10 protein-coding genes are annotated in these 12510 nt (G+C 33.4%); all 10 read left to right on the top strand.

Features of this window, described 5'->3' with window-relative positions; all coding sequences use genetic code 11:
• Window positions 1-333 precede the first annotated feature (333 nt).
• Window positions 334-768 (top strand): MarR family winged helix-turn-helix transcriptional regulator, encoded by a 435-nt coding sequence (locus AMD00_RS09520; protein ID WP_053416852.1) that lies wholly within the window; start codon window positions 334-336, stop codon window positions 766-768.
• Between the two features lie 16 nt (window positions 769-784).
• Window positions 785-2335 (top strand): ABC transporter substrate-binding protein, encoded by a 1551-nt coding sequence (locus AMD00_RS09515; protein WP_053416851.1) that lies wholly within the window; start codon window positions 785-787, stop codon window positions 2333-2335.
• Between the two features lie 98 nt (window positions 2336-2433).
• Entirely contained in the window at window positions 2434-3351 is a 918-nt protein-coding gene (locus AMD00_RS09510; protein ID WP_053416850.1) for an ABC transporter permease, read from the top strand.
• An 8-nt stretch (window positions 3352-3359) separates the two neighbouring features.
• Complete coding sequence (locus AMD00_RS09505) at window positions 3360-4268, top strand: ABC transporter permease (RefSeq protein WP_053416849.1); 909 nt, start codon at window positions 3360-3362, stop codon at window positions 4266-4268.
• 18 nt (window positions 4269-4286) lie between these two features.
• On the top strand, window positions 4287-5300 hold the full coding sequence (locus AMD00_RS09500) for an ABC transporter ATP-binding protein (RefSeq protein ID WP_053416848.1): 1014 nt from the start codon (window positions 4287-4289) through the stop codon (window positions 5298-5300).
• 34 nt (window positions 5301-5334) lie between these two features.
• Window positions 5335-6279 carry an ABC transporter ATP-binding protein gene (locus AMD00_RS09495; RefSeq protein ID WP_053418249.1) on the top strand — a complete coding sequence of 315 codons (945 nt, stop codon included), beginning with the start codon at window positions 5335-5337 and terminating at the stop codon, window positions 6277-6279.
• Entirely contained in the window at window positions 6260-7438 is a 1179-nt protein-coding gene (locus AMD00_RS09490; RefSeq protein ID WP_053416847.1) for a M24 family metallopeptidase, read from the top strand. The genes AMD00_RS09495 and AMD00_RS09490 overlap by 20 nt, the downstream gene beginning before the upstream one ends.
• Before the next feature lie 593 nt (window positions 7439-8031).
• On the top strand, window positions 8032-8349 hold the full coding sequence (locus tag AMD00_RS09485; RefSeq protein ID WP_053416846.1) for a hypothetical protein: 318 nt from the start codon (window positions 8032-8034) through the stop codon (window positions 8347-8349).
• Window positions 8350-8717: 368 nt separating this feature from the next.
• On the top strand, window positions 8718-9422 hold the full coding sequence (locus AMD00_RS09480; protein ID WP_053416845.1) for an ABC transporter ATP-binding protein: 705 nt from the start codon (window positions 8718-8720) through the stop codon (window positions 9420-9422).
• A complete protein-coding gene (locus AMD00_RS09475) occupies window positions 9391-11817 on the top strand; it encodes an ABC transporter permease family protein (RefSeq protein WP_053416844.1) in 2427 nt (808 codons plus the stop codon). The genes AMD00_RS09480 and AMD00_RS09475 overlap by 32 nt, the downstream gene beginning before the upstream one ends.
• Window positions 11818-12510 lie beyond the last annotated feature (693 nt).

Here is a 12510-nt window from a genome sequence, read left to right as displayed (position 1 = left end):
AGAAATTGATATGTTAAATGCAATTGGAATTTGAGGTATAAAACGAGATGCAATTTTCCTAAACGATGTAAATATAAGCTTTCTCAAAAATTAAATAATTTTAAAATATTTTGTCCAAAAATGTATAACGCATCAACTGAAATAAATAAACATATTAAATTTAATTAGGGCATGTCAAAAACTCCTTTTGATTGAAATTTAATCAAAAGGGGTTTTTATTTATGAAAATAATTATAACGTGTATTTGCTAGTTTTAATATAAATAATAGTTGACTAAAGCCACTTTCTAATTTAAAGTAAATTTAAAATTCAGAATAGGATGAAAATTTAGAAATGACAGAAAAAATAATACAAGATATAAAAAAGTTCAATCGTTTTTACACGCGTCATATGGGACTTTTTAACATTTACACAGATGAAAGTCCTTATTCAGCAACGGAAGCATTAATTCTATTTGAAATCTCCAACAAGAAAGACTGTACAGCAGCATATTTATCAAATTATTTTCTATTAGACAAAAGTTATATTAGTAGAATTCTTAAACATTTTGAACGAGATGGTCTTATAGCAAAGAAGCTTTCTGAATTGGATCGTCGTATTCAACATATAGAGCTCACAGATATAGGAGAGGAGGCATTAAAAACACTTGCTGATAAAGCTAGTAACACTGTTCAAAGTATGATTGATAAAATTTCTGAAGAAGAAATCGAAATCGTAGTTGAATCGATGAAAAAAATCGAGGAAATATTATATTCAAAAACTCAATAAGGGGGAGCATCGTTATATGAAAAAAAGCATCTTTGTTTTATTAGCATTAAGTTTATTGTTAATGTTATCTGCTTGTACTGAGGGTACTGCAGGCACGAGTAATTCAGGTAAAGAAGGTAACACTTCCTCATCAAAAAAAGATAGCCTTGTCATTGCATTTGAAGCTGATGCTGGAACTTTAATGGCAAATACAGACGTTAATTATGTAACTGACACACAAATTCGTAATGTCTATGATGCCCTTATTGGTCGGGATGGTCAATCTGGGGAATTCGTCCCTGAGCTTGCTGAAAAATGGGAAAACGTAGATGAATTGACTTGGAGATTGAATTTAAAAGAAGGAGTCAAATTTCATAATGGAGCTGATTTCGATGCCAATTCAGTCAAATTCAGCATTGACTACATCTTGGACGATGCGAATAAATCATTTTATAAATCTCGATGGGTGGACGTGAAAGAAGTGAAAGTTATTTCACCGTTGGAAGTTGAGATTAAAACAAGTAAGCCTTTCCCAGGCATAATTCAACGTATTGCTGAAGATTTACTAATAATGGAACCAGGCTATGTTAACGAAGTAGGAACGGAAATAGCAGCAAAAAAACCAGTAGGAACTGGAGCCTATAAATTTGTTGAATGGTCTAGAGATAACTACTTGAAATTAGAAGCTTTTGAGGATTATTGGCAAGGGAAACCACAAATTAAGACATTGGAGTTCCGGTATATCCCAGAATATAGTTCTCGTTTATCGGCTTTCTTAAGTGGAGAAGTAGATTTGTTTAAAAATATACCAGTGGATTCGGTTGCGAAAATTAAAGGTGACGATAAATCGAAAGTAGAAGAAGTTGCATCAGCACGTATTAATTACCTTGCTTTAAACACATTTTTTGATGGTCCACTAAAAAATGAAAAAGTTCGTCAAGCATTAAATTATGCGGTGGATGTAGATGAATTACTCAATTCGGTTTTGAATGGCCATGGGACAAAAATGACAGGTCCGCTTTCAGAAATCAATTCAGCCTACGTTGAAACCAAAGGCTATGATTACGATAAAGAAAAGGCAAAAAGCTTATTGAAAGAAGCAGGATATGAATCTGAATCTTTAACTTTAACGTTGGATACACCAAATGGTCGTTATCCCATGGACTCCCAAGTTGCTCAAGCTATTGCTGCTCAATTACAGCGAATTGGTGTGAAGGTCAATGTTCAAGTGAACGAGTGGGGAGCACATTTGGAAAAAATAAGAAATAGAGAAATGGGTGACATGTTTATTCTAGGATGGGGTCCAGCATTCGATCCGCAATCTACAATTGAAGATCTCTTCACAAAAGTTGCGCCGTACAGCAGTTTTTATGACAAAGATATTGAAACAAAAATTTATAAAACAACCGCTTTGTTTAATGAAGAGGAAAGACTTGCTGGATTTGCTGAACTTCAAAATAGTTTAGTTAAAAAAGCTGCTTGGGTTCCTTTATGGCAACAGGCAGACTTATATGCTGTCCGAAAAGACTTGAATTTCAAAGCACGAGTGGATGAGAAAATGCAAGCGTATGAGATGTCATGGAATTGAAAATTTTATATAAAATTGGACGAAAAAGAGGGATTTGTTGTTTCCCTCTCTTTTAATAAATAGGTAATAAATATTTAGCTGATTTAAGGGGGTCGAGTATGCTTGATTTTATAATCAAAAGACTGATTCAAGTAGTGGTTGTTGTCTTATTAGCACTTACAGTTGTATTTTTTCTAATACGTTTATCTGGTGACCCAACAGCTTTGTTCTTACCCCCAGATGCTTCAAGGGAACAAATTGAGGAATATAGAGAAATGTTGGGGTTTGATCGTCCAATATATATTCAATATGGGGAATTTATGGTGAATGCGGTTCAAGGTGATTTTGGCCAATCTTTACGTAGTAAAGAAGATGCTTTACCACTCGTATTGAGTCGTTTACCGGCTACATTTCAGTTAGCAATATCAGCATTAATTCTTTCCTTATTGATTGCCATTCCGCTAGGAGTACTTTCTGCTTATAAAAGAAATTCAGTTTTTGACAGAATTAGTGTCGCTTTAACTGTACTAGGTCAAGCTGTCCCAAGCTTTTGGCTAGGTCTAATACTCATTTACTTTTTTGCTGCTCAACTTAACATACTCCCTTCAGGTGGTGCAGGTTCAATAGTACATTTAATTCTTCCGATGATAACTCTAGCGGCTTATAGCGTAGCAAGATTTACTCGCTTCACTAGATCCACTATGTTGGATGTGTTAAGAAAAGATTATATTCGAACCGCGAAGGCTTCCGGTGTGCCGACTATTCGATTAGTGGGGCGATACGCACTTAAAAATTCACTAATTCCAATTATCACGTTGGTAGCACTTGATTTAGGTACCTTACTTGGAGGAGCTGTTATTACAGAAGTCGTTTTTGCATGGCCAGGGGTTGGCAGGTTATTAATGCAATCCCTTATGAATAGAGATTTTCCAATCGTACTTGCTGGGGTATTTATCGTAGCCCTAATTTATGCAGTGATTAATTTCATTGCGGATATATTGTACGCATATGTTAATCCGCAAATTCGAGTGAAGTAGGTGAGTGAATGACAGTAGATTTTCCAAAAGTACCTCATACAACAAAGATACGGAATGTTAGAAAAAATAGACAATCGGCAATAACTACGTTTTTCTTAAATCTAATGAGAAGTTGGACAGGAATTATTGGGTTTATCATCATACTAATCTTGCTATTAATAAGCATTTTCGGTCAGTGGATTGTTCCTTTTGATCCTCTTCTTGCAGATTTCAGTAAAAAGTTGTTACCTCCTATGACTGGAGGACATCTGTTAGGAACGGATCAGTTAGGAAGAGATATATTTTCTAGAATAATTATGGGAGCAAAAATATCCGTAATTATAGGTTTAAGTACTGTGCTTATTGCTGGTACATTTGGAACAATTGTTGGAATCATCTCAGGCTACTTTAGAGGATGGGTTGATGTTGTATTAATGCGTATTGTTGATGTCCAATTAAGTTTTCCTTTTATTCTATTGGTTTTAGTAATTAACGCCATTATAGGATCAGGTCTTCGAAATATCATTATCTCACTAGCAATTGGAGGCTGGGTTATTTTTGCCCGTGTCATTCGGAGCGAAGTTCTTGCATTACGTGAACAAGAATTTATAACTGCATGTGTGGCAACCGGTGTTTCAAAATTTGGGATATTGTTCAAACACATTCTTCCTAACTTATTTACACCAATTATTATCCTGTCTTCCCTTCAAATTGGGACTTACATTATTGCAGAAGCCTCTGTAAGTTTCTTGGGTTTTGGTGTTCAACCTCCAGAACCAGCATGGGGCAATATGTTGAATGAAGGTAAGGATTATATTTTCAGTTCGTGGTGGCTAATCACATTTCCGGGAATCGCCATTATGATTACTGCTCTGGGTGTTAACCTTTTTGGAGATTGGCTCCGTGATACATTGGATACGGAATTGAAGGGTGAATAGCAAGGAGGGATGATTGTGATGGAAAAAATCTTGCAAGTAAAAGACTTACGTATTCAATTTAATAATGGCAAAGAAAATATCCAACCTATAAGAGGTGTATATTTTCATGTGAATAAAGGAGAAACCCTCGGCATTGTGGGTGAGTCAGGATGCGGGAAAAGTGTGACATCCCTATCTGTTATGGGACTTCTCCCGCAAAAAACTAGCGAAATTGTATCTGGAGAAATTCTATTCAATGATAGAGATTTATCGAGATTAACTGAAAGAGAGTTTCGCAAACTACGTGGGAATGAGATTTCAATGATATTCCAAGAACCCATGACTTCCTTGAATCCTGTATTTACTATTGGTAAACAACTGAGCGAACCTTTAAGGCAACATAAGAAGATGTCTAAATCTAAAATACGGGAAACGATTATTGCAGTTTTAAAGCAGGTGGGTCTTCCGAGAGCTGAGCAGATTATCGATGAATATCCACATCAATTGTCTGGAGGGATGAGACAAAGGGTGATGATCTCACTTGCTTTGTTGTGTCAGCCTAAGCTCATGATTGCAGATGAACCTACAACAGCCTTAGATGTTACGATACAAGCCCAGATATTAGAGTTGCTGAAAAATATTAAAAGAAAGAATGATATGAGTTTAATACTGATTACCCATGATTTAAGTGTTGTTGCAGAAATGTGTGATCGTGTAGTCGTAATGTATGCTGGTGAAGTGGTAGAGGAGGCAGAAGTAAATGAATTATTTGATCAACCTTTGCATCCATATACCCAAGGACTTATACAATCATTGCCGTCAAATAATAAAAGAAAGAGTAAACTATTTTCCATCCAAGGACAAGTACCAAAACCTTCTGAAATTAAAGAAGGTTGCGTTTTCGCAAATAGATGTCCATTTGTATTTGGAAAATGTTTGACAGAAACTCCTCCATCTTTTCAAAAGGGAAAGCATATTAGCAAATGTTGGCTTCAGGATCCAGAGGAAATGGAGGTGAAGCGTATTGGAGAATCAAGTACTGTTATCAGTTAAAAATTTAAAAAAGTATTATGAAATTTCCCAAGGAATGTTCAAGGAAAAGATTGTAGTAAGAGCTGTGGATGATGTGAACTTTACAGTAATGAAAGGGGAAACCTTTGCATTGGTTGGGGAGTCTGGATGTGGTAAATCGACAACAGGCAGGGCGATATTAAGATTGACTGAACCAACTGATGGAGAAGTCATATTCAACGGAACAAATCTAGCGTTATTACCATATGAGAAAATGCGTTCTCTTCGCAAACATATGCAAATGGTATTTCAAGACCCATATGCATCACTTAATCCGAAAAAAAGTATCCGTCAAATATTGATGGAACCATTAAAGGTTCATAGCAAATTTGACAAAAAAGAATCTTTACAAAAAGTTATTTCGATACTTCAGATAGTTGGATTATCAGAGTATCATTTGGACCGGTATCCTCATGAATTTTCTGGTGGTCAAAGACAGCGAATCGGGATTGCACGTGCGATGATACTTCAGCCAGATTTTATTATTGCAGATGAACCAGTATCTGCTTTAGATGTATCAGTACAATCACAAGTAATTAATCTGATGCTCGAACTACAGAAAGAATTTGGCTTAACTTATTTGTTTATTTCACACGATTTAAGCGTTATTCAGCATATGACTGACCGTGTAGCAGTAATGTACTTGGGTAAAATCGTGGAGATTGCGAAAACAGAAGATTTGTTTAATAACCCGAAGCATCCATATACTCAAGCCCTACTATCTGCAGTTCCGATAACTCATCCAAAAGAAAAGAAAGAAAGAATTATTTTGAAAGGGGATGTACCTAGTCCCGCAAACCCGCCATCTGGATGTACGTTTCATCCAAGGTGCCCATTCGCAATGGAGATATGCAAATCAGAGTTACCAGATCAAGCTAGATTTGAAGAAGGTCACACGGTAAATTGCCATTTATATAGCCAAAACAAGGAGGAAATTAATTATGCTATTAGCCATTCCTAAGTATGAATTTAAGGACCGCCAACAAAAGTTTTTTGGGAAATTAATTGAAAAAAATTGTGATGCTGCGATCGTGTTTTCAGTAACAGATATCTTTTATTTAACTGGTTTTCATTTCCATCCAACTGAGAGACCAATCGGGGTATTTATAGATCCTAACCAAAATGTACACTTATTTGTACCTGCTTTGGAGCATGAACATGCTGAAGAATACGGAGTTGTAGATTTTGTTCACTCCTATCCGGAATATCCAGGAATTAAACATCCAATGGAGTACTTAAAGGAACTATTAAAGGAGTATGGATTTGAAAATAAAACAGTAGGCTATGATGCTATTGGGTATGGCTCCTCAATGGGCTATCGTGGTCAGTCGGTTGATGCAATAATTACCGTCAAAGAATTTGTAACATTAAAAGGTGTAATAGAGGAAATGCGTTATATTAAATCTAAAAATGAAATTGAGCTAATTAAAGAATCTTGTCGTTGGGGTAATTTAGCACATCGATTATTACAAAAGTATACTAAAGCCGGATTGAGCGAGATTGAGATTACTAGCAGAGCTTCTATGGAAGCTACTATGGCAATGATTGAAACATTAGGGCAAGAATATAAGCCTCACGGAAATACTGCTTATGCTATTTTCAGAGGCCAAATTGGACCACAATCCGCATTTCCGCATGCTGTAACTCAAAATATTGTGCTGAAAAAAGGTGATACTTTAGTAACTGGAGCTGCTTCAGACGTCTTTGGTTATACGAGTGAATTGGAGAGAGTTATGTTTGTAGAAGAAGCAAACAAAGAGCAAGAGAGATATTTCCAATACATGTATGAAGCACAAGAAGTAGCGTTTTCAGCAATAAAACCTGGTATACCATGCTCTGCAGTTGAAGAGTCGGTTCAAAAATATTTTAAAGAAGCTGGCATAACAGAATTAACCAGCCATCATACAGGTCACAATATTGGATTACTTGGTCATGAAGCACCATTCTTTGATTTAGGAGATCACACGGAAATAAAACCTGGAATGATATTTACTGTGGAACCTGGAATTTATGTAAAGGGACTAGGAGGATTCAGACATTCAGATACGGTTCTTGTCACTGACGAAGGTATCGAAATGTTAACATATTATCCTAGAGATTTGCAGTCTCTAATTTGTTGAAATTACTTTACACTTGGCCATGTTCTGGTCAAGTGTTTTTTTAATTATCTATATTTAAAATACTGAAAATACGTCCATTAATCATTTGAATAACTGACGGTGAACATTTGCAAGGTGCTATTCACTCAATTTTCATGGTACAAAACAAGAAGTGATACATGAGCGATATACATGTCATTCCTATGCAACTTCTAACCTGATAAATTCCATCTCAAACAGAAATAAACTAGCAATTTCTCCGATTCCACTAAACACTTATCTACTGTGATTTCATTATAATTCTATAGAATTTTTATGTTTTTTCTACAAACTTTTATTATTATCTGTTTAATTACCATTATTGAAATACTTCCAAAAACATATTTTTTTATAAAAATAGGGATAAATTACACTGAAAAAGGTGTATAATGATAAATATTTACTACATAAATAAAAATTTAACAAAGTATACTTATTTTTGTAATAAAAAGTGGAGTATATTTAATTATAAAGAATAAGTATTTATATTTGTTAGAGTGTAAGTTTACTTCAATTCTATTTTTGGGGGAAAAGAAAGATTATAAATATATTTAATTTTATTAAGGATGAAATAAATGAGTGAAGTTTTATTATATACGAGTGTAACCCTTTCGATAATCATTACGATTGCTTTTGGATTTGAAAAAGTCTTTGAGAATAGACTTTTTCAGATGTTATGCTTAGGTTTAATTTTTATTATAGGAATTCTGGTGTTGATTAATTTTTTTATAGCTAAACAAGAAGGATTATCGAATTTACTTCGTAGTTACTTTGTATTAATGCTAGCTTTTTTATTACTGAATTTTATGTCTGCACTAGTAAGTGTGAAGCGTGCAATCATTTGGGGAACCTTATGGATCTTCATTAGTTTTGTTTTATTAATATCTTCATAGAATAAATAATGCAAAGATTACTCTATAACAGTAAAGACAAGCAATTGAACATGATGATTTATTTCATCATAACTTGTTTATAATGTTGAAAATATTGTGGAAATGTACATTACTAAATTCAATTTTAGTGGTGTACATTTTTTTTGCTTATTTTTCAATCTTTGAATTATTAGACACTGAACACCTGATTGGTCCAGCACTTTTTAGAGGCTACCAAAAAACTGAATATTCATTTATAATTGACAATATGAAAATATTGTAAAATTATACAATATTTGTTTTGATAGTGCCTATTAGATAAAGTGTATTAAATACTGATTGGCCTTGTAATAATTTTAGAAACACAAAGAAATTGGAGGGGAAATACCATGATAGAAATCAGAGACTTAAGTAAAACTTATAACCACTTTTCGGATAAAGTGAAAATACTTAATAACATATCATTAAGTATTGATAAAGGTCAGTGGTGTACGATAATTGGTCCTTCCGGCACCGGAAAATCGACATTTTTAAATTGTGTCGCGGGACTCTTACAACCCGATGATGGTGAAATTATTTACGAAGGAGTAAATATTTATAGTCTAAAGGATAAAGTGAAAAGTGAGTATAGGAGATTTAATATTGGGTTTATATTTCAAGATTTCAAACTATTACCACATTACTCAGTATTGGATAATGTAGCATTACCGTTAATATATGATGAGCCAAAAAAACCCCTCTACACTAAAGCAAAGAGTCTATTAGAAATGGTGGGAATTAAAGAACAAATTTTTAATAGATTACCTGAAGCCTTATCTGGAGGTGAAAAGCAAAGAATTGCGATAGCACGGGCGCTAATTGCCAATCCCAAAGTGCTTATTTGTGATGAACCAACAGGGAATTTAGATATTAATAATCGTAATATAATTCTAGACTTATTAAGTGAATTTAAAAATTCTGGTAAGACAATCATAATGGTGACGCATGATGAAGAGGTGGCAAATCGAGGAGATATAATCTACAAGTTATCTAATGGGATTTTGGAAGAGAGGATGAAAAAAAATGATGCGTTTAGTTTGGAATCGAATAATTAGTAGGAAGTTGGTTTCCTTTACAATCATTTTAGCTCTTTTTGGGATTTTCCTACTGATACCAATAGGCTTTCAAAACACTAATGAAACAAAATTAGCTGTTGATAATTCAATTGCAGAACAAGGTAGAGGCACTTATGATATTTTAGTAAGACCAAGTCATTCAAGAACAAAAGTAGAAAAAGAAGTTGGTATGGTAGAAGAAAATTACATAGGGGATAGCGAAGGTGGTATATCCATTCAGGAATGGGAAAAAATCAAACAGAACCCCACCATTGAAGTTGCAGCACCTGTCGCATCAATCGGATATTTTAGCGGTAAAAAAACATCAGTCGAACTACCACAATTAGATGAATCCACTAGATTTACATGGGAATTTTATACTTCAGATGGACAAAAAGAATATTCACTTAGTGAACCTCAAAGCTTAGTATACTTCAAAGAATCGGAACCAGGGAATACTCAGTATTTAAAGGTTCTTCATAATGAAACTGCGTCAGGCGCTACGCTGGATGTTATGCTTCCCCAAACTTATCATTTATTAGCAGCCATTGATATTGAAAGTGAGCAGAAGCTAACGAATGTTGACTACTCAGAATTGAAAAATGAGTTTGATTCATTTTCACTTGATGTAATAATTAAAACCTTTGGAAATATTCCCATTATTAAAGTCATTCAAAGAGAAGATATTAATATTCCAATAAAGATGAAATTAAAAGCAGATACTCTTACTCTTGATATTTCTGACTATCGTAAAAAACTTTCATTAACAGAAAAAGATTGGCTTATGTCAGCTGATAGAAATAAGATTAAACAGGTAATCGGAGAATTAAATACGAAAAAACCCGCCTCTACTTCTGAACATGAAATTGATCTTACTTCTTTTCAAAAACCATTTGATGGAACTGCTGTTAAAATAAATAATCAATTTAAAGTAGATTTGGCTTCTGACTTTGCTTCAGATAGAGGAGAAACTACTGTTTATTATACGGCTGAAAAACTGGATTATAATAGTGAAAATGATATTTTAAACATAAAAATAATTGAAAATGGGCAACCTCCATCCTATAAAAAGATAGTGAAAAAAGGAGAAAGTTTATACAATGGGGTGAAACCGAAATTCCTTATTGAGCAAGTAGGGATATTTTCACCAAAAGTTGATAAAGAAAGTAAACTCTCTTCAAGTCCTTTGGGAATTTATGCAACTTCTGAAATAAAGATGGAGAAAGGACAAGTACTAAAACCTACTACTGTACCTGGAAGCTTTATTCCTCAACCAGCAGGGGGATTAATTACTCTTGAATCTGCTGAAATAATAAAAGGATCAAAGCCTATAGACGCAATAAGAGTTAGAGTCGCGGGAATTTCCAAATATAATAAATTGGCACAGCAAAAAATTGAAAAAGTAGCAACCAAACTTCTTCAAGACGGTTATGAAGTAGATATTGTCGCAGGGTCTTCTTTTAAAAATGCGACTTTAGAAGTTGAAGGGATAGGAAAAGTAATAGCTCCTTGGACAACTTTAGGGGTTGCACAAGAATTAGAAGAAAGTTGGAATGGTTTAACACTACTAACTACGATATTATTTGTTACTTTTGTTTTTGTATGGTTTGTATCTAGATTACTATTTGAAAAGGGCACGTTAGAAAAAGAAGATGAACTATTGACTATATTAGGATGGCCACGTAAAAAAATTATCAGAAGAAATTATCTTGAACAATACTTTTTATTATTCATAGCATATATATTAAGTATTTTATTTATCGCTATATTAAATCTGGAGATAAATTACTATCTCATTTCTTCATGCATTTTAATAATAGCAATTCTCATGATAAATATCATATTTTCAATTAAGAGAAAAAAATCAGACCGTGTGATAGCTTATAAACATTCACCATCTCTTGTCTATCATAGTCGTATTATTATGCCTACTATGTTAATTCTTTTTACTTCTACAATCTTATTAGTTGTTCAAATAGCAAGTTTTGGAAATACACTATTCATGTCTCAACAATCTACATTAGGGCAATTTACAGTAGATGTAATTTTGGGGTTTCAATTATTCATTTTAATTTCTACCTTCATTTTATCAACTTTTGGCTTAACTGAATGCTTAAATACTTTGTTTTATGCTAGAAGAGAGGAATTTAATATGTATCATATTATTGGGTGGACTAAAAAGAGAATACTAATTCATTTATCTAAGGAAATCTTTATATGGACGTCTTTCTCAATTTGTTTAGGATTAATTACGAGCTACCTAATCTTATTGAAGATGGGAGTTAGGATTGATTGGATTATAGTGGGGATAATATCTTCAGCATCAATATTATGTATTGTAGTGGGTTTCGTTACAATTGCAAAAAATTTATTTATGCAAAGTCGTGAAAATTAACAACTTTTAATTCTATCTAAGTATATAAAACAAAAGAAGTGCAATTGCTTATTATTAACGACTGCACTTCTTCTATATAACCTTAGACTCTATTTAATTTACTAACTAATTTTACCCAACCAGTAGCAGTATTACCATCTGATACTCTTAGGGGATTATCCCAAGATTTTAGTCTATATTTTTTGACTATCTGCATTGGCCATATTTGTAATATCATTATGACCGAGTTAATCACGAAGAAGAATATTAACTTGATATTTTCAATTGAAGATAATGCGCCTAAACTCATGTATATCAAGGGTTTAGACGCTTTTTGTTTTTTTGTAATGACAATGAACGTGTTATTAACGAAACTACAATCACAATTTCAGGTGTTGACCTTGGCAAAATTAGATATGTAAGTAAATCACGATAAAGATTGTGAAAAAATGTACTTAAACTAACGGGGCAGGTTAGTTGAAGAAGGATTAATAATTCTTTTCTAATTGGAGATAGTAATTAGAAAAGAGGTGAATTTATCTTGAAAAAAATGTATGTACTGATTTTAATCATATCTTTATTTACTTTGATATCATTTGAAGCTTATGCACAGCCTAAAAATTGTCCTGTATTAAGAGAATTAGAGAAAACATCGCTTAAGGATAAAAAAGAGGTAATAGAAGCGTTAAATACTTTAATACCAAAAACTTATGG

Source organism: Viridibacillus arvi (assembly GCF_001274945.1).
Lineage (GTDB): Bacteria > Bacillota > Bacilli > Bacillales_A > Planococcaceae > Viridibacillus > Viridibacillus arvi.
This window is presented reverse-complemented; position numbering and strand designations above follow the sequence as displayed.

What these genes read in the sequence shown, in the direction of transcription:
- AMD00_RS09520 (WP_053416852.1), top strand. Translation starts at nt 334, where the DNA reads ATGACAGAAAAAATAATACAAGATATAAAAAAGTTCAATCGTTTTTAC.
- AMD00_RS09515 (WP_053416851.1), top strand. Translation starts at nt 785, where the DNA reads ATGAAAAAAAGCATCTTTGTTTTATTAGCATTAAGTTTATTGTTAATG.
- AMD00_RS09510 (WP_053416850.1), top strand. Translation starts at nt 2,434, where the DNA reads ATGCTTGATTTTATAATCAAAAGACTGATTCAAGTAGTGGTTGTTGTC.
- AMD00_RS09505 (WP_053416849.1), top strand. Translation starts at nt 3,360, where the DNA reads ATGACAGTAGATTTTCCAAAAGTACCTCATACAACAAAGATACGGAAT.
- AMD00_RS09500 (WP_053416848.1), top strand. Translation starts at nt 4,287, where the DNA reads ATGGAAAAAATCTTGCAAGTAAAAGACTTACGTATTCAATTTAATAAT.
- AMD00_RS09495 (WP_053418249.1), top strand. Translation starts at nt 5,335, where the DNA reads ATGTTCAAGGAAAAGATTGTAGTAAGAGCTGTGGATGATGTGAACTTT.
- AMD00_RS09490 (WP_053416847.1), top strand. Translation starts at nt 6,260, where the DNA reads ATGCTATTAGCCATTCCTAAGTATGAATTTAAGGACCGCCAACAAAAG.
- AMD00_RS09485 (WP_053416846.1), top strand. Translation starts at nt 8,032, where the DNA reads ATGAGTGAAGTTTTATTATATACGAGTGTAACCCTTTCGATAATCATT.
- AMD00_RS09480 (WP_053416845.1), top strand. Translation starts at nt 8,718, where the DNA reads ATGATAGAAATCAGAGACTTAAGTAAAACTTATAACCACTTTTCGGAT.
- AMD00_RS09475 (WP_053416844.1), top strand. Translation starts at nt 9,391, where the DNA reads ATGATGCGTTTAGTTTGGAATCGAATAATTAGTAGGAAGTTGGTTTCC.